Source organism: Amycolatopsis sp. NBC_00345 (assembly GCF_036116635.1).
Lineage (GTDB): Bacteria > Actinomycetota > Actinomycetes > Mycobacteriales > Pseudonocardiaceae > Amycolatopsis.
Genome location: NZ_CP107995.1, coordinates 7551648 through 7568955, shown reverse-complemented (window position 1 = coordinate 7568955; position 17308 = coordinate 7551648). Strand labels below are relative to the sequence as shown.

The following is a 17308-nucleotide window of genomic DNA, read 5'->3' as shown; positions in this document are numbered from 1 at the left end:
ACCGCGGCCGTCACGGAACCGTCCGTGACGGTCGCGGGACCGCTACCCTGGCGCTATGACGAGGTGGGGAGCGGTGGCCGCGCTGGCGGCCGCCGGCGCGTTGCTGGCCGGCTGCGACCAGGTGAACACGGCGGTCGACACGGCGAATTCGACGGCGGACCGGGTCAGCACGTGCACGGAGGCGCTCGGCCTCGCGGACCTGAACCCGCTGGTCGACCCGGACAAGCTCAAGGAACGCGCGCAGGACAAGGAGCAGCGCCTGCGCTCGCTGGCCGCGAACGTGCAGGACAACGACGTCAAGAACGCCCTGCTCGGCATGGCCGACTCCTACGTCCAGGTCCAGAAGGAGCACATCCAGGACGCCGGTGTGGTCGCCGCCTGGGCGAAGCGCAACGTCGCGAAGCTGGACGCGCTGCGTAAAGCCTGCAGCTGATCCGCGCGGGGTCAGCGCCGCGCGCGGACGGCCGCGGCCAGCGCCGGGGTGGCGGCCGGGCGACGACGGCTCGTCCACAGCAGCCCGAACGCCGCCAGCACCAACCCGCCCGCGCCCGCCGCGAAGAAGCCCCACGCGGGGCTCGAGTGGTCGATCGCGAAGCCGACCACCGGGCTGCCGAGCGCGAGGCCGAGCCGGGTGGACGCGTCCTGCAGGCCCATCGCCTCGCCCCGGACGGCCGGGGGCGCGATGGCGCTCACGGTTTCCGTGGTGGCGGCGAGCGTCGGGGCGCACAGCAGGTTCGTCGGGATCAGCAGGAGCATCAGCAGCCACCACGGCTGGTCCGCGAGGCCGACCGGCAGCACCAGCACGACGAGCAGCAGCATCAGCACGCCTTGGGGCAGCGAGCGTTTCACGGCGCCGTGCACGATGCCGCCGGCCATCGAAGCCGCGCACATCACCACGATGACCAGCCCGGTCCAGCCGACGTCGCCGTTCGCGCGCAGTGCCGCCAGCGTCGCGACCTCGGTGCCGACCAGGCAGAACAGCGTGCCCGCGGCGATCAGCAGCGTCGCGAGCAGGCGGCCGGACAGCCACGAACGCAGCGGCGGCCGGACGGAGCCGACGGGGGCGAGCTCGCCGGAGTTCCGGATCGGCGGGTTCAGCAGGAAGATCAGCAGCGCCGTGGCGCCGAAGATCGCGCCGATTCCGCTCAGCGTCACCGTCGCGGACAGCGAGGTGATCGCGGCGATGCCCGCCGCCGGGCCGATCATGAACGACGCCTCGACCAGGATCGTGTCCAGCGAGTAGGCCGCGCGCCGGTGGTCCGCGGGCACCAGCGCCGCGAGGATCTGCCGGGCCAGCGAGCCCGCGGGCACGGACAGGAACCCCGCCGGCAGCGCGCAGACGACCAGCACCGCGTACGACAGGTGCGGCACCGCGATCCAGAACGCGGTGGACGTCATCCCGCACACCGCGACCACCGGGCGCAGGCCGTACCGGTCGATGGCCCGCCCGAGCAGCGGCGCGCCGAGCGCCATGCCCAGGGTGGAGGCCGCGCCGACGATCCCGGCCGCGCCGTAGCCGTGCCCGAGGTTGCTGACCACGTACAACGTCAGCGTCACGCCCGTCATCGTCATCGGCAGGCGGGCGAAGAACATGAGCGCCATCGAGGGGCGGACCTGCGGCAGCGTGAGGACCCGGCGGTACGGCGTGAACGGCACGTACTTCATGAGAGCAAATCCTGGTACGCGCGTGCAACTTCTTAACCGGGCGGGAGCTGCTGTCATTTGACAGCGACTGTGACAATCGGGTCATGACGTCGTCTGAACCCATGGGCCTGCGTGAGCGCAAGAAGGCCCGCACGCGCGCCGCGATCCAGCGGCACGCGGTCCGGCTGTTCCTGGAGCAGGGGTACGCGGCGACCACGGTCGAGCAGATCGCGGCGGCCGCGGACATCTCGCCGAGCACGTTCTTCCGCTACTTCCCGACCAAGGAGGAGACGGTCCTCTACGACTCGGTCGACCAGTTGCTGATCGAGGCGGGCCGTCGGCAGCCGAAGGACCTCTCGCTGTTGGGCGCCGTCCGCGCGGCCCTGCACGAAGTGCACGGCAACCTGTCCCCGGAGGCGTGGGCCGGGGAACGCCGGCGCCAGGCGCTCGTGTTCAGCGAGCCCGAGCTGCGCGCCAAGGCGATGGAGGGGCACCTGAGAAGCACGTACCTGATGGCCGACTGGGTCGCCGCGCGCACCGGCCGGTCCGCGTCGGACTTCGAGGTGCACACCTGGGCGGGCGCCGTCGTCGGCGTGATCCTCTCGACCGCCCAGCTGGCGGCCACGGACCTCGACGCCGATTACGTCGGGCTGCTGGACCGGGCGTTCACGCACCTGGAAAACGGCCTGCCCCTCTGAATCGGGCCCCTGAGCTGGGCGCCGGCGCCGGATCGGGGTCGGGCGCGACCAGGTGGGCGACACCCGATCGGAGCGTTTTCTTGACTCATTCCAGATAAGCGGGCAAGCTGGCCTGGTCATGCCACATCAGGAAAACCCCGTCCGACAGCAGCTCCGCTCGGCCGGCCTGCGGGTCACTGGGCCGCGGGTCGCCGTGCTCGAATGGCTCGCCCAGCACCCCCACACCACGGCCGACGAGGTCGCGGTGGGAGTGCGCGGCGTGCTGGGCTCGGTCTCCACGCAGGCCGTTTACGACGTGCTCGCCGCCTGTGCCGGGGCGGAACTGGTGCGGCGCATCGAGCCCGCCGGGCACCCGGCGCGGTTCGAGACGCGGACCGGGGACAACCACCACCACCTCGTCTGCCGCGCGTGTGGCCGCACCGAGGACGTCGACTGCGTCCACGGCTCGGCCCCGTGCTTGGAGCCCTCGGCCACGGCGGGCTTCGTGATCGACGAGGCGGAGGTCGTCTTCTGGGGCCTGTGCCCTGACTGCTCCACCCACCACCACGAGGAGGTACCGGCGTGAACAAGCCCACCACCAACAACGTCGGCATCCCGATCGCCAGCGACAACGACTCGCTGACCATCGGCGCCAACGGCCCGATCCTGCTGCAGGACCACTACCTGATCGAGAAGAACGCGCAGTTCAACCGCGAGCGCGTGCCCGAGCGCGTGGTGCACGCCAAGGGCGGGGGCGCGTTCGGCTTCCTCGAAGTGACCGAAGACGTCAGCCAGTACACCAAGGCCGCGCTGTTCCAGCCCGGCGTGCGCACCGAGAGCCTGATCCGGTTCTCGACGGTGGCCGGGGAGAGCGGCTCGCCCGACACCTGGCGCGACCCGCGCGGATTCGCGGTGAAGTTCTATACCGCCGAGGGCAACTACGACATCGTCGGCAACAACACCCCGGTGTTCTTCATCCGCGACCCGATCAAGTTCCCGGACTTCATCCACTCGCAGAAGCGCCGCGCCGACAACCACCTGCGCGACCACGACATCCAGTGGGACTTCTGGACGCTGCGCCCCGAGTCGGCGCACCAGGTCACCTGGCTGATGGGCGACCGCGGCATCCCGTCCAGCTGGCGCGAGATGAACGGCTATTCCTCGCACACCTATCTGTGGGAGAACGCCGGCGGCGAGAAGTTCTGGGTGAAGTACCACTTCAAGACCGACCAGGGCATCGGCTACCTCAGCCAGTCCGACGCCGACCGCCTCGCCGGCGAGAACGCCGACCACCACATCGCCGACCTGTACCGGAACATCAAGCAGGGCAACCATCCCAGCTGGACCCTGCACGTCCAGGTCATGCCCTACGAGGACGCCGCGGACTACCGCTTCAACCCGTTCGACCTGACCAAGGTGTGGCCGCACGGCGACTACCCGCTGATCAAGGTCGGCCGCTACGTGCTGGACCGCAACCCGTCGAACTACTTCGCCGAGATCGAGCAGGCCGCGTTCGAGCCGTCGAACCTGGTGCCGGGCATCGGCCCGTCGCCGGACAAGATGCTGCAGGGCCGCCTGTTCGCGTACCCGGACGCGCACCGCTACCGCATCGGCGCGAACTACACGCAGCTGCCGGTCAACGCGCCGACGGCCCCGGTGAACAGCTACTCGCGCGACGGTGCGATGCGCTACAACAACCCGGGCGACCCGGTGTACGCGCCCAATTCGTTCGGCGGCCCGCACGCCGACGCGGCGGTCGCGGCCGAGACCACGTCGACCTACGGCGTCGAGGACGAGGTCATCCGCTCCGCGTACCGGCTCCACGCCGAGGACGACGACTTCGGCCAGGCGGGCTCCCTGGTCCGCGACGTGCTGGACGACGAGCAGCGCGAGCGGCTCGCCGGAAATATCATCGGCCACGCTTCGAACGACGTTTCCCAGCCGGTGCTGGAGCGTGTCTTCGAATACTGGCGCAACGTCGACAAGGACCTCGGCGACAAGGTGGCGGAAGCCTTCGCGAAGTAATCAAGCGAAACTCTTCCGCATTCAGGCTCCCACCACGGAGCGAGCGGCCCGGTGCGCACTGCGTGCCGGGCCGCTCTGTGTTTCCGGGGGCTGTGTTTCCGGGGGGATCGGATGCCTGGTCGGCACGGTGATCCGGGCGTTACCCGTTAGTCCACCGGTGGCGGTGCGTACGTGGGGGACGCCCTGTCTGGAGCAGTGGCGACACGCGGTCCGACGGAGTGATGAGGGTAAACGATCACGCAATACACCCGTGCGGGTGGGCGGCTCGGCCATTCGAGGGATCTGGCTACTGTGAGTCAGATTCGGGATCGGTTCTGATGATCATCAGGGGGATGGGCAAGCCGCCCACGTTAATCAATTGCGGGCTAGTTCACCTTTCTCGGATTCGGCACGTAAGGGTTAGAAAACGTCTCCAACAGGTGATCGGCTGGTGCTTGGCCGACACAGCGAGTACCGATTTAACCCGTCAGGTCTCCAGAGGCCAGGAGGTTAGGAATGAAAGGCAATATTGGGCGGATCATCGCCTTGGTAGCCGCGGGCAGTCTGCTGGCCGTCGGCACGGCGGGGATGGCCTCGGCAAGCCCGGTGGGCGGCAAAGGCTCGTCCGCCACCGAAGCCGTCGGCGCGCAGGTGCTCCAGATGCGTGACGACCTGACCAAGGTGGCATACGCGGGCAAGGTCGGGATGACGCGCGCCGACCTGGACAAGCTCAGCCCCGTGCTCGCGGACCTCGCGGCGGGTAAGCGCTACACCATCCAGTCGGAGACGCAGCAGCTCTCGTCGGCCGCGCAGCTGCGGGCGGACGAGTCCAACCGGCTGCTGGGCGACCCGACGGCCACCGCGCGGCAACTGCCGCCGCTGCCGATCCCCGTCCCGACGCTGCCGGACCTCCCTGGCCCGCTCAAGATCGTGAGCGACCTGGTCAAGGCCCTGCTCGCCGCGGTCACGGGCATTCTCGGCGGCCTGCTCGGCGCGGTCCCGCCGCTGCCGGTGCCGCTCCCGCCGGTGCCCGGGGTGCCGCCGCTGCCGGTGCCCGCCCCGGCGGTTTAACCAACCCGGAAACAGGGGGACCCGGAGCCTGGTGCGGTTCGCCGCACCAGGCTCCGGTCGTGTCCTGGGATGGCACGGCCAGTGCCCTGAAGGCCACCTTGAGGGACGCTCCGTCCCTCAAGGTGGCCTTCAGGGCATCTGTCTTGAACGTGGGTGGTCAGCCTGCCTGCCGCGGCGAGCCGGACCAGTTCGAGACGCGGGTGATGGCCTCACCGCCGGGAGTCAGCTCGAAGACGTCGGCCGCGTTCAGCCGAATCGAGTCGCCCGCCGGGGTGCGAGCCCGGAACACCAGCTCGGCCAGCACCAAGGTGCCGTCGGCGGCCACCCGGACGACCTCGTCGTTCGTCTCGGGCAATGGCTCCAGGGACTTGCGCAGCTGTTCGGCGATCTCCGCCCCTCCGCGCGCCGTCCGGGCGCCGAGCATCCAGAACTCGGCGTCTTCGGTGAAGCAGGGGGCGATCGCGGCCCAGTCGCGGGCGTTCACGGCGGCGAAGTACCGGTCCACCACCGCGGGCATCTCTGCACTGTGTGTCATAGCCGGAAATTACTCCCCACCGAGCGGACGGTTCTACGCTTGGGTCTTCGTCTCGGCCAGGCCGAGCCGCAGCGCGCCGGCCATCTCGGCGACGGCCTCGCGGAAGCGGCTGCCGACCCCGGTGAAGCTCAGGAAGCCGTGGATCAGGTCCGCCTGCCGGCTCAGCGCCACCTGAACCCCCGCGGCGCGCAGCTTTTCCGCGTACGCCTCGCCTTCGTCGCGCAGCGGGTCGAACCCGGCGGTGACGACGAAGGCCGGCGGCAGTCCACTGTGGTCGGACGCGAGCAGTGGCGACAGGCGTGGGTCGGCCAGGTCGGTGCCCTCGGGCACGTAGTGGCCTTCGAACCACTTCATGCCCTCGTCGGTGAGGAACAGGTCGGTGCCGAACAGCTCCCGCGAGCGCCGTCGGGTGGTGAAGTCCACCGCGGGGTAGATCAGCAGCTGGAACGCCGGCGCCGGGCCGCCCGCCCGGGTCGTCTCCAGCGCCACGACCGCGGCGAGGTTGCCGCCCGCGCTGTCCCCGCCCACGGCGATGCGGTCCGGGTCCGCGCCGAGTTCGCCGGCTTTGGCGTGCGCGTAGGCGAACGCCGCGAGCGCGTCCTCCGCCGCCGCCGGGAACGGGTGCTCCGGCGCCAGCCGGTACTCGACCGACAGCACTCGGACCCCGGCGTGCTTGGCCAGGTAGCGGGAGGAGTTGTCGTGGGTCGCGCGGCTGCCCACGACCCAGCCGCCACCGTGGAAGAACACCAGCAGGCCGGAGGGCTCAGGCAGCCCGGCGGGGGTGTACAGCGTCGCGTCGAGCGGGCCGCCGTCCGCGGGGATCTTGATCTCACGCGTGGAGACGGGCTCGATCCGCTTCCCGCTGACCAGGTGCGAGCCCAGTTCGAGCAGCGCGCGGGACTGCTCCACCGAGCCGTTGACCAGTCCGCCGCCGTTCAGCTTCTGCAGCCGCAGCAGCAGCTGGGCGTCGAGGGCGAGTTCCTGGCCGTCACGGCGCAGCGGCGGACCGGCGAGCAGCCGCCGGACGGGGCGCGGCAGCCAGAACAGCAGCTGGGCGGCGGCGGCCTGGGCGCGGATCTGGGGCGGGATCGCCATCGTTCCTCCTCGGCGTCGAGACCCCGACGTTACTAGTCAGTAGGTTCCGGGTCCAGCTCTGCGCCGTGGACTCGGTCCGGAATGCCGGCCCGCCAGTCAATCCGCCATTCCAGTACCAGGCCCGGCTTTGTGCCCGCTGTGACCCAGGGCTCCGTTCCAAATCCTGGTCCTCCAGTTAAGTGGAGTTGTTAACCTCGAAAGCGTGACTTCAGCCAACACGGTCAGGGTGCTCGGGATCGGCGGCTCGCTGCGCGAGGGTTCGCAGTCCGAGCGCGCCCTGCGGATCGCGCTCGGCGCGGCGGCCGAACTCGGTGTCACCACCGAGCTGATCCCCGGCCCGGAACTCGTCCTGCCGTTCTACGACACGGCCGTGCGCGAGCGCAACGAGCGCGCGTCCCGGCTGATCGACGAGATCCGGCGGGCCGACGGGGTCATCGTCGTCTCGCCCGGTTACCACGGCGCGCTGTCCGGCCTGGTCAAGAACGCCCTGGACTACGTCGAGGACCTGCGCGAGGACACCCGCCCGTACCTCGACGGCCGCGCGGTCGGCCTCGCCGCCGTCGCCTTCGGCTGGCAGGCCGCCGTCACCACGCTCGACCAGCTGCGCACGATCACGCACGCGCTGCGCGGCTGGGCCACCCCGCTGGGTGCTTCCATCAACTCCGCCGAGACCAAGTTCGACGAGGCCGGCGGCGCCTCCGACGAGAAGAGCGTGCGCACGCTGCGGCTCATCGGCCAGCAGGTCGCGGAGTTCGCGACGGCTCGCGCGCGCTGAGGTCCCCGGGGATCAGGTCGTGATGCTCGCCATGTGGTGGTTAGGTTCAGCTGGTGCGGAATGTTGGCACCACTGAGACGCCGACAGCGGCGTTCCGACGAGGAAGCAGGCGAAACCATGGCTGACGCGATCTACACCGCCGCGGCGACGGCACGCGGCGCGGGCCGCAACGGCGAGGTCACCTCGTCCGACGGGGTCATCGACGAGTCGCTGGCGATCCCCAAGGAGATGGGCGGTCCCGGCGGTGACAAGACCAACCCGGAGCAGCTGTTCGCCGCGGGCTACTCGGCCTGTTTCCACAGCGCCCTGCAGGCCGTCGCGCGCGAGGCGAAGGTGAAGCTGCCCGAGTCGACGGTGAACGCCGAGGTCAGCCTGTACAAGCAGGAGGTCGGCTTCAAGCTCGGCGTCGCCCTGCACGTCACGCTGCCCGGCCTGGACCAGGCGGAGGCCGACAAGCTGGTGGCGCAGGCGCACCAGGTGTGCCCGTACTCCAACGCCACCCGCGGCAACATCGAGGTCGCGCTCTCCGCGTCGGTCTGATCCGGGCAGGCGTCGTGGGGTGTCCGGACCCGCGCGGCGCAGTACGGTCGGATCATGGTGCTGCATCAGGGGCGACAAGACCGGCCGGAACGCCAAGCGGGCACGAATCCGCTGTATGCCGGGGCAAACCCGGCATTGGCGGCGGATTTCGTGATGCCCCACGACAGGCTGCCGGACGACTCGCTGCCGCCGGACACCGCGTTGCAGCTGGTTCGCGACGAGCTGATGCTCGACGGCAACGCACGGCTCAACCTCGCCACGTTCGTCACCACGTGGATGGAGCCGCAGGCCCGTGAGCTGATGGCCGAGTGCGTCGACAAGAACATGATCGACAAGGACGAGTACCCGCAGACGGCGGAGCTGGAGCGCCGCTGCGTCAACATCCTCGCCGATCTGTGGCACGCGCCGGACCCGGCCGGGGTGATGGGCTGCTCCACCACCGGCTCGTCCGAAGCCTGCATGCTCGCCGGGATGGCGCTGAAGCGGCGCTGGTCGAAGCTCGGCCGCACGGGCAAGCCGAACCTGGTGATGGGCGTGAACGTCCAGGTCTGCTGGGAGAAGTTCTGCGAGTACTGGGAGGTCGAGCCGCGCCTGGTGCCCATGGCGGAGGACCGGTTCCACCTGTCCGCGGCCGAGGCGGTCAAGCGCTGCGACGAGAACACCATCGGCGTCGTCGGGATCCTCGGGTCCACTTTCGACGGCAGTTACGAGCCGGTGGCGGAGATCGCCGCCGCGCTCGACGAGCTGCAGTCGCGCACCGGCTGGGACATCCCGGTGCACGTGGACGGCGCGTCGGGCGCCATGATCGCGCCGTTCCTCGACCCGGACCTGGAGTGGGACTTCCGGCTGCCGCGGGTCGCGTCGATCAACACCTCCGGGCACAAGTACGGCCTGGTCTACCCCGGGGTCGGCTGGGTGGTGTGGCGGGACAAGGCGGCGCTGCCCTCGGAGCTGGTGTTCAACGTCAACTACCTCGGCGGCGACATGCCGACGTTCGCGCTGAACTTCTCCCGGCCCGGTGCCGAGGTGGCCGCGCAGTACTACACGTTCGTCCGCCTCGGCCGTGACGGCTTCCGCGCCGTGCAGCAGGCGTCGCGCGACGTCGCGACGCACCTGTCCGACCGCATCGCCGGGATGGGCCCGTTCGAGCTGCTCACCCGCGGCGACCAGCTGCCGGTGTTCGCGTTCACGACCAAAAAGGACATCACGGGTTACGACGTGTTCGACGTCTCCCGGCGGCTGCGCGAGCGCGGCTGGCTGGTGCCGGCGTACACGTTCCCGGAGGACCGCACCGACCTCGCGGTGCTGCGCATCGTGGTCCGCAACGGCTTCACGCACGACCTGGCCGACCTGCTGCTGGCCGACCTGGCCCGGATCCTGCCCGAGCTGGAACGCCAGGCGGGACCGCAGCACGACGCCTCGACGTCGACGGCGTTCCATCACTGATCGCGGGGGTAATGTCGCCGGTATGGGTCTTGCCGCGGACGAACGCCAGGCGCTGAGCGCGCTCTTCGAAGAGGTCGGCCCCGACGCGCCGACGTTGTGCGACGGCTGGGCGGCGCGGGACCTCGCGGCGCACCTGATCGTCCGGGAGCACCGGCTCGACGCGTCGCCGGGCATCATGCTGCCCGCGCTCGCCGGGTACACCAAGCGGGTGCAGGACCGGTACGCGGCGAAGCCGTGGCCCGAGCTGGTGGACCAGGTCCGCCGCGGCCCCGCGTGGTACTGGCCGATGGCGATCGGGCCGCTGGAGGAGCTGACCAACGGCGCCGAGTTCCTCGTCCACCACGAGGACGTCCGCCGCGCCCAGCCCGGCTGGGAGCCGCGCCCGGCGAACCCGGCCCGCGACGACGCGGCGTGGCGGCTGGCCCGCCAGTCCGCGAAGCTGAACCTGCGGAAGTCCCCGGTCGGCGTTGAGCTGAAGACCACGGACGGCCGTACCGCGGCGGTGAAGGCGGGCAACCCGGTGGTGACTGTGACCGGCGACCCGGTGGACCTGCTTCTGTTCGTCTTCGGCCGCGACGCCGTCCACCTGACTTACGAGGGCGACGAGTCCGCGGTCTCGCGCTTGCGTGAGCTGAGCCGCGGCATCTAGGCCGGCCGGAGCCGCTCGGGCCAGGAGAACTCGAGCGGCTCGCCGCTGGTCTGCCAGACCTCGGCCAGCTCGTGGAGCTTCTCGGACGCCGAGCGGATTTCCCTTTCACTGTAAGGAAAAGGATCCTGCTCCAGGATGCCCCAGGTCTCGCGCGCCACACTGAACCGCAGCTGCCGGCCGTGCTCGACGGCCTCGTGCAGTACCCCGGACAGGCATTCCGCCACCCCGATCGACCGCTTCGCCGCCTTGAGCACCCGCTCGCTGCGTGCTTTGGCGTCGTGCCGCGGTTTTCCTTCCAGCACCCGCATGTTCCCGAAAACCGCACCCGCGGCGATGCACCCGAACACCCCGCCGCCGAGGCCCAGCGCCCGCTCGGTCACGGCGTGCGCGAGATCGTGCGGCACCCGGAACTTCCGCGAGAACGAGGGCAGGCCGAGCACCAGCCCGTCACGCCGCCGGATCCGGGCGAAGCACTCCCCGCGCGGATCGTGTTCGAAGGTGATGTCCACGCCTTGAGCATCGCCCCGGGCGGGGGCCGTACGCCACTGGTTTTACGCGTGCCGGGAAAGCCCAGGCGCCTCCGCTGGGGAGGCGCCTGGACCCCAGGTCAGCGCAGGCCGAGGGCCCGCAACGCGAAGTAGACCTCGATCGACGTCTGTTTGATCGTCTCGGCGATCACCAGTGAGCCGTGGCCCGCGTCGTAGCGGTAGAACTCGTGCGGCGCGTCCCGCTTGCCAAGGCGGTCGAGGTAGTTCTCGATCTGCCGGATCGGGCAGCGCGGGTCGTTGTCACCGGCCAGGACGAGCACCGGGGCGGCGACCGCGTCGACGTACGTGATCGGCGAGCACTCCCGGTAGACCGCCGGCACGTCACCGGGCGCGCCGCCGAACAGGGCGCGGTCGAACGAGCGCAGCTGCTCCATCTCGTCCTCGTACGCGGCGATGTAGTCCGCCACCGGCACGCCCGCGACCCCGGCCGCCCAGCGCGTCGGCTGCGTGCCCAGCGCGAGCAGCGAGAGGTAACCGCCCCACGAAGCGCCGTTCACCACGCACTTGTCCTTATCGGACAGTCCACTTTCGACGGCCCAGTCGTGCACCGCCGCGACGTCCTCCAGCTCGGTGAGCCCGGGACGGCCCTCGATCGCGTCCCGCCAGGCCGAGCCGTAGCCCGTCGACCCGCGGTAGTTGACCTCGACCACGGCGAACCCGGCGTCGAGCCAGGTCGCGCGGTAGGCGGAGAACCGGTCCTCGTCGGCGGCGTGCGGTCCGCCGTGCAGGGAGAACACGGTGGGCAGCGGGCCGTCCGGAGCATCCGCCGGCCGCGAGACGAGCGCGTGGACCTGCCCGCCGACGCCCTCCACGAACGCGTCCGTCACCGGCGCCGAGCCCGGCGCGCGCTCGCCCGGAGGCTCCAGCAGCACGGAGTCGGTGCCGTCGGTGGCACGGGCGCGCACCGCCGCCGGCTCCGCCGCGCTCGACCACGAGTACTCGAGCGTGCCGTCCGGGCGCACGCCCGCGCCGCCGATCCGGCCGGCCGGGGTGTCCAAAGAGGACAGCTCGGCCGTGTCCAGGTCGTACCGGTGCAGGGAGCTGCGGCCCTGGTGGAAGTGCACCACCAGCAGCGCGCGGCCGTCCGGGTACCAGTCGGCGACGACCTCGCCGGGCAGGTCGATCTCCAGCTCGGTCTCGGTGTCCGCGCGAACGTCCCAGACCAGCAGCTCCTCGCGGCCGCGGCGCTCGTGCAGCACGAGCAGCCGCTGGTCGCCGGGCAGCGGCGAGAACTCCAGCGCCGAGAGGCCCTTGCCCTCGCCGTCCCACTTTTCCGCGACGGTCGCGAAGCCGTCCGTCGCCAGCACGCGCAGCGCCGGGTGACGCGAGTCGCCGTGCTCGGAGTGGGCGATGGCCAGCAGGCTCTCGTCACGGGACAGCGACGCGATGCCCGCGTCGTCGGGGTGGCTGTAGAAACGCTCGGTGGTTTCGCCGATCTTCGCGAACAGCTCGCTGCCGTCGTCGGTCGAGACGCCGACCGCGATCACGCGCTCGCCGATCTCCAGGCCGGCCGGGTAGCCGTCGTGGACGTCCGGGAGCGCCTTGACCGCCGCCGAGCTGTCGGCGTCGAACGGCTGGCGCACCCACGAGCCGAACTCGTCGCCGTCGGTGTCGTTGAACCACCAGATGGCCGAGCCGTCGGGCGACGGCGTCGCGTGCAGGGTGCCGTTGGGCCGGTCGGTGACCCGGCGGTGACTGTCGGTGGCGCGATGCCAGGCGTACACCTCCCAGACGCCACTGGCGTTGGAGACGTACACGTTGGCGTCCGGGGCGTCGCGGGCCCATTCGGGCACCGAGATGCGCGGGGCGTGGAAGCGGGCTCGCCAGCGGGTCTCGGCCTGATCGTCGCCGAACAGGCGGCCGGGGACCACTGCGGGCGGATATTGGTTGGCTGACTGCGTGCTCACCCCTCGATCCTGCCACCTACTGGCCGTACTGTGTGCGGGGTGCTGGAGGGATACGCGCGGGACGCGGCTTCGAGGCGGGTGGCGCGCGCGGCGGTGGAGCGGGCGGAGTTCGCGCAGCCGCTGTTCGCCGCGGGGCAGCGGGTGATCGACCTTGGCTGCGGGGCGGGCTCGCTGACGGTCGCGCTCGAAGGCCCCGCGTCGTCCAAAGTGGACTACCTGGTGGTGACGCCGGGCGCGCTGCCGTTCCCGTCGGAGTCGGTGGACGTGGCCTTCTCGCACGCACTGGTCGAGCTGCTGGCCGACCCGGGTCCGCTACTGGCGGAGCTGCACCGGATCCTCCGCCCCGGCGGCAGGCTGGCGTTGTCCACTTTGGACTGGAGTCGCGCCCGGTTGCGCCCGAAGACCGCGAACGTCGACGCCGCCCTCCGTGGCTACTACCTGCTGCTGCGCCGCGCCGGCGGCAACCCGTTCGCCGGCCGCCGGATCGCCGAGCACGTCGCGACCGCCGGCTTCACCGCCGTCACGGCCCGCACCCGTCACCGCACCGACATGGCGTACCGCGACCTCGCCGCTTACGTGGAACGCGCCCTGGCCACCGCACTGGCCGACCCCGCCCACCCGGACCGCGACCAGCTCACCTCCGCCGCCCGTTCCGCTTGGTCCTGGACCCGCTCCGCCGGATCCGGTGACTTCACGCAGTGCTGGACGGAACTGATCGCCACCCGCTGACCCAACGGATCAACGCAACCGCGCAAGCCGGGGTCCAGGGGCGGAGCCCGCCTGGCGGGGGCCTGGGGGTTCGACCCCCAGAGGACACAACGCAGGAAGGCCCCTGGTTCGCGTTTTCCGCGAACAGGGGCCTTCCAGACTTACTGCGTCGGGGTGGCGGGATTCGAACCCACGACCTCCTCGACCCGAACGAGGCACGCTACCAAGCTGCGCCACACCCCGAGGTACTGCTTAACGGGTCGTGGAGAAGTCTAGCGGATGCTCCTGGAGGGTTTACGCGGGGTTGTCTTCGAGGTTTCGGCGGCACCGGTGCCGCGCGGGACCAGCGTCAGCAGGCTGGCCTCGGGGCGACAGGCGAAGCGCGCCGGCGCGTACGGGGAGGTGCCGAGTCCGGCCGAGACGTGCAGCCACATGTGCGCGCCCCAGCGCGAGGCGCCGCGGGCGCGGGTGCGGTCGAGTTCGCAGTTGGTGACCAGCGCGCCGTAACCGGGCAGGCGCAGCTGGCCGCCGTGGGTGTGGCCGGCCAGGACGAGGTCGTAGCCGTCCGTGGCGAACGGGTCGAGGACCCGCGGCTCCGGTGAGTGCGTGATGCCGAGCCGGACGGCGGCGGTCGCGTCGGCCGGGCCGGAGATGTCGGAGTAGCGGTCGCGGCGCAGGTGCGGGTCGTCGACGCCGGCGGCGAACACCGGGCGCCCGGCGACCTCGATCGTGCGGCGCACATGGGTGACGTCGGTCCAGCCGTGTTCGAGGAACGCCGCGCGCAGGTCGCGCCACGGCAGGTGGGTGCCGTGGATGCGCTTCTTCTTGCCCTTCGGCATCAGGTAGCGCGCGGGGTTCTTCGGCTTCGGCGCGTAGTAGTCGTTGCTGCCGAAGACGAACAGGCCGGGCCGGTCGAGCAGCGGGCCGAGCGCGCGCAGCACCGACGGCACGGCCGTGCGGTGGGAGAGGTTGTCGCCGGTGTTCACGACGAGGTCCGGTTCGAGCTTGTCGAGCGCGGCGACCCAGCGCTGCTTGGCGCGGTGCCCGGGCAGCATGTGCAGGTCCGAGATGTGCAGGATGGTGAACGGCTTCGCGCCGGGCGCCAGTACCGGCAGCTCGGCGGTGCGGAGGGTCCACAGCCGCCGCTCGATGCCGATGGCGTAACCGAGGGTCGCGGCCCCGAGCGCGACTGTCCCCACCGCGACCCGCTTCGCGGTGACCCCGGACGTGCTGGCGTTACTGAGCGTGCTCACGAGGTTGAGGATACGTGTTCGACGGTGTACCGCGCCGCCGCGGTAAGGGTTAACTCTTGGTGATCGGCCGTCGCGGTCAGTCGGCAATCCGGCGAACGGCCGAGCGAAAAAAGCGCCGGGCCCGGACTGAACGAGTCCGGGCCCGGCGCTTCTGCCGGCCGAGGACTACTGACTGCCGCCCATGTACTTCGGGTCCGGCTGCGGAAGATCGGCGATCGGCTGGTCCGCCATGATGTTCGTCATCGCGCCGAACCAGGTCTGCGCGGGCGTGGTCCCGCCGAACATGTTTTCGCAGCCGGTGGTGGCGACGTCGCCGACGCCGCGATAGCAGAGCCCGCCGCCGCCGTCCGTGCGGAAGACCATGGCGGCGCCGGCCATTTGCGGGGTTCCCGCGACGAAGGTGGCGGAGCCGTTGGTCTGTGTGGTCCCGGTCTTGCCGAGGAGGGGCCGGTTCCAGTTGGCCGCATTGGCAGCCTTGTACGAAGTGCCGCCCGGCTGGTCGTCCTTGCTCATGCCGACGACCATCGTGTTCGCGAGGCCCTCGGGGACGACCTGCTCACACTTGGCTTCCTTGACCGGCGCCGGTTTGCCGTTGCGGTCGGTGACCGACGCCAGCGGGGTCGGTGGGCACCAGACCCCGCCGCTGAGCAGAGTAGCCGCGACGTTTCCCAGCTCGAGGCCGCTGGTCGGGCTGAAGCCCAGCGTGAACGCGCCAGTGCCGGGATTTTTGCCCTTCGGGCCGTAGGCCTGGGCTTGGCTTTCGTTCTTCTTCGGGTCGTTCGGGTTGACAGCACCGCCACCGGTGTTGCTGGCCATGGTCTCGCGCATGCCCAACCGGATGGCCATGTCGATGCCTGGGGCCGTGCTGCCGAGCTGGTCCTCCAGCGCGACGAACGCGGTGTTCGGCGAAGTCGCCAAGGCCATCTGCAGAGTGCTTGTAGCCGGGGAACTCTTGCTCGCGTTGCTGACGCAGTACCAGCGGGTGTTCGGCGCGCCCGTCGCCGGGCAGTGCGGCTGGCTGCCCGTGAACACGTGCGAGGTGTAGCTGTCGCCGACCGGGATGTTGCTGTAGATCCCGGCGATCCCCTTGTCCAACGTGGCGGCGGTGGTGAAGATCTTGTAGCTCGACCCCGCACCAGTGGTGTTGAACACGCCCGATGGCAAGGCGTACGTCGTCTGCCCGGCGTCCGCGTCGATGCCGTAGTCGCGGTTCGCGGCCAGCGCCACCACCTCGTGCCGGTCTTTTCCGGGGCGCACCAAGGAAAGTGTGTTCGCCACGTTCTTCTGGGTCTTCGAGACCTGCGTCTCTGCCGAGACCTTCGCCTCGTGGTTGGCCTTCTCGTCCAGCGTGGTCTTGATCGTGTAGCCGCCGGTGTACAGGTCGTCCTTGGTGAAGCCCGCCTTGATCAGGTAGTCCTCGACGTACTGGCAGAAGAAGCCGTTCTCCGTGCCGGCGCCGGTGCAGTTCGACGCGGGCTTCGCCGGGGCGTCCGGCACGACGCCGAGCGGGGTCGCCTTGAACCGGTCCGCGTCGGCCTTCGCCAGCTTCTTGTTGTCGACCATGCGGTCCATCACCAGGTTCCGGCGCGCGGTGGCCTTGTCCGGGTGCTTCCACGGGTCGTTGTTGATCGGGTTGTTCACCAGCCCGGCCAGCAGCGCGGCCTGCGGCACGGTCAGCGCTTCCGGGGTGGTGTTGAAGTACGCGTGCGCGGCCGCGCCGATGCCGTAGATCTGGCGCGAGAACTCGACGATGTTCAGGTAGCCCGCGAGGATCTGCTGCTTGGACAGCTTCGTCTCGAGGTTGATCGCGATCCGGGCTTCCTTGAGCTTGCGCGCGAGGCTCTGCTCCTGCGCCTTCTCCTGCCCGGTCTTGTCACCGCGGTAGACGACGTTGATCAGGTAGTTCTTGACGTACTGCTGCGTGAGCGTCGAGGCGCCCTGCGTGTCACCGCCGGCGCCGTTGGACACCGCGGCGCGCAGCGTGCCCTGCCAGTCCACCCCGTGGTGCTCGTAGAAGCGCTTGTCCTCGACCGAGACGAGCGCCCACTTCGTGGCTTCGTTGATCTGGTCCGCGGCCACCGGGATGCGGTACTGGTCGTACAGCGTCGCGATGGGCTTGCCGCCGGAGTCCGTGACGGTCGTCACCAACGGCGGCGGGATGTCCGCCAGATCGGTCGAAGTCTTCTCGACCGTCTCGCTCGCCTGGTTCGACGCAACCCCGGCTGCCCCCACTACGGGGAAGAGTATTCCGGCCACGAGCACCCCCGCGAGCAGACAGAGGCCGATGAGCTTGAAGAGACCGTCCGTTTTGCGCACGAACGCCAGGGTACTGAAGGCCCGTCATGCTCTCGTGACCTCACACCCGTCGGCGTGGGCGGAGCGTGACAAAACGGACCCACTCCCGTGACATCTGGTAACGGAATGCATCCTAGGGCTTGGCGGGGGAACCGAGGACC

The 17308-nt window shown here is 70.4% G+C and carries 17 protein-coding genes and 1 tRNA gene; 10 read left to right on the top strand and 8 right to left on the bottom strand.

Going from position 1 to position 17308, the window contains the following annotated elements:
• The first annotated feature begins 55 nt into the window (after window positions 1-55).
• On the top strand, window positions 56-433 hold the full coding sequence (locus OG943_RS34155) for a hypothetical protein (RefSeq protein WP_328605043.1): 378 nt from the start codon (window positions 56-58) through the stop codon (window positions 431-433).
• Between the two features lie 11 nt (window positions 434-444).
• On the opposite strand, the gene OG943_RS34150 is transcribed toward OG943_RS34155, so the two are convergent.
• Window positions 445-1593 carry an MFS transporter gene (locus OG943_RS34150; RefSeq protein WP_442874825.1) on the bottom strand — a complete coding sequence of 383 codons (1149 nt, stop codon included), beginning with the start codon at window positions 1591-1593 and terminating at the stop codon, window positions 445-447.
• A 155-nt stretch (window positions 1594-1748) separates the two neighbouring features.
• Here OG943_RS34150 and OG943_RS34145 point away from each other — a divergent pair, with 155 nt between their 5' ends.
• The 4 genes from OG943_RS34145 to OG943_RS34130 all read left to right on the top strand — a co-directional run bounded on the left by OG943_RS34145 (window position 1749) and on the right by OG943_RS34130 (window position 5396).
• Window positions 1749-2342: an acyl-CoA-like ligand-binding transcription factor gene (locus OG943_RS34145; protein ID WP_328605042.1), complete on the top strand. Its 594-nt coding sequence runs from the start codon at window positions 1749-1751 to the stop codon at window positions 2340-2342.
• Window positions 2343-2460: 118 nt separating this feature from the next.
• Window positions 2461-2907, top strand: coding sequence for a Fur family transcriptional regulator (locus OG943_RS34140; RefSeq protein ID WP_328605041.1), 447 nt, complete (start codon window positions 2461-2463; stop codon window positions 2905-2907).
• Window positions 2904-4346 carry a catalase gene (locus OG943_RS34135; protein WP_328605040.1) on the top strand — a complete coding sequence of 481 codons (1443 nt, stop codon included), beginning with the start codon at window positions 2904-2906 and terminating at the stop codon, window positions 4344-4346. The genes OG943_RS34140 and OG943_RS34135 overlap by 4 nt, the downstream gene beginning before the upstream one ends.
• Window positions 4347-4841: 495 nt before the next feature.
• Window positions 4842-5396 carry a hypothetical protein gene (locus tag OG943_RS34130; RefSeq protein ID WP_328605039.1) on the top strand — a complete coding sequence of 185 codons (555 nt, stop codon included), beginning with the start codon at window positions 4842-4844 and terminating at the stop codon, window positions 5394-5396.
• A 157-nt stretch (window positions 5397-5553) separates the two neighbouring features.
• On the opposite strand, the gene OG943_RS34125 is transcribed toward OG943_RS34130, so the two are convergent.
• Window positions 5554-5931, bottom strand: coding sequence for a nuclear transport factor 2 family protein (locus tag OG943_RS34125; protein ID WP_328605038.1), 378 nt, complete (start codon window positions 5929-5931; stop codon window positions 5554-5556).
• A 33-nt stretch (window positions 5932-5964) separates the two neighbouring features.
• A complete protein-coding gene (locus tag OG943_RS34120; protein WP_328605037.1) occupies window positions 5965-7026 on the bottom strand; it encodes an alpha/beta hydrolase in 1062 nt (353 codons plus the stop codon).
• A 202-nt stretch (window positions 7027-7228) separates the two neighbouring features.
• Between OG943_RS34120 and OG943_RS34115 the strand changes: the two genes are divergently transcribed.
• The 4 genes from OG943_RS34115 (at window position 7229) to OG943_RS34100 (ending at window position 10436) form a co-directional block, all read left to right on the top strand.
• Window positions 7229-7801, top strand: coding sequence for an NADPH-dependent FMN reductase (locus OG943_RS34115; protein ID WP_328605036.1), 573 nt, complete (start codon window positions 7229-7231; stop codon window positions 7799-7801).
• A 117-nt stretch (window positions 7802-7918) separates the two neighbouring features.
• Window positions 7919-8341: an organic hydroperoxide resistance protein gene (locus tag OG943_RS34110; protein ID WP_328605035.1), complete on the top strand. Its 423-nt coding sequence runs from the start codon at window positions 7919-7921 to the stop codon at window positions 8339-8341.
• A 54-nt stretch (window positions 8342-8395) separates the two neighbouring features.
• Entirely contained in the window at window positions 8396-9787 is a 1392-nt protein-coding gene (locus tag OG943_RS34105; protein WP_328605034.1) for a glutamate decarboxylase, read from the top strand.
• Between the two features lie 22 nt (window positions 9788-9809).
• Window positions 9810-10436 carry a TIGR03085 family metal-binding protein gene (locus tag OG943_RS34100; protein WP_328605033.1) on the top strand — a complete coding sequence of 209 codons (627 nt, stop codon included), beginning with the start codon at window positions 9810-9812 and terminating at the stop codon, window positions 10434-10436.
• On the opposite strand, the gene OG943_RS34095 is transcribed toward OG943_RS34100, so the two are convergent.
• Together OG943_RS34095 and OG943_RS34090 are read right to left on the bottom strand one after the other, a co-directional pair.
• The gene (locus tag OG943_RS34095; protein ID WP_328605032.1) at window positions 10433-10945 is read right to left on the bottom strand and encodes a hypothetical protein; all 513 of its coding nucleotides are present in this window, start codon (window positions 10943-10945) and stop codon (window positions 10433-10435) included. The genes OG943_RS34100 and OG943_RS34095 overlap by 4 nt on opposite strands.
• A 98-nt stretch (window positions 10946-11043) precedes the next feature.
• A complete protein-coding gene (locus OG943_RS34090) occupies window positions 11044-12891 on the bottom strand; it encodes a S9 family peptidase (RefSeq protein ID WP_328605031.1) in 1848 nt (615 codons plus the stop codon).
• Window positions 12892-12930: 39 nt separating this feature from the next.
• Here OG943_RS34090 and OG943_RS34085 point away from each other — a divergent pair, with 39 nt between their 5' ends.
• A complete protein-coding gene (locus tag OG943_RS34085; protein ID WP_328605030.1) occupies window positions 12931-13620 on the top strand; it encodes a methyltransferase domain-containing protein in 690 nt (229 codons plus the stop codon).
• A 148-nt stretch (window positions 13621-13768) separates the two neighbouring features.
• Here the strand turns inward: OG943_RS34085 and OG943_RS34080 are convergent.
• The 3 genes from OG943_RS34080 to OG943_RS34070 all read right to left on the bottom strand — a co-directional run bounded on the left by OG943_RS34080 (window position 13769) and on the right by OG943_RS34070 (window position 17168).
• Window positions 13769-13842, bottom strand: a tRNA-Pro gene (locus tag OG943_RS34080).
• Between the two features lie 29 nt (window positions 13843-13871).
• Window positions 13872-14852 carry a metallophosphoesterase gene (locus OG943_RS34075; RefSeq protein ID WP_328605029.1) on the bottom strand — a complete coding sequence of 327 codons (981 nt, stop codon included), beginning with the start codon at window positions 14850-14852 and terminating at the stop codon, window positions 13872-13874.
• Between the two features lie 165 nt (window positions 14853-15017).
• The gene (locus tag OG943_RS34070) at window positions 15018-17168 is read right to left on the bottom strand and encodes a transglycosylase domain-containing protein (protein WP_328605028.1); all 2151 of its coding nucleotides are present in this window, start codon (window positions 17166-17168) and stop codon (window positions 15018-15020) included.
• Between the last annotated feature and the right edge of the window lie 140 nt (window positions 17169-17308).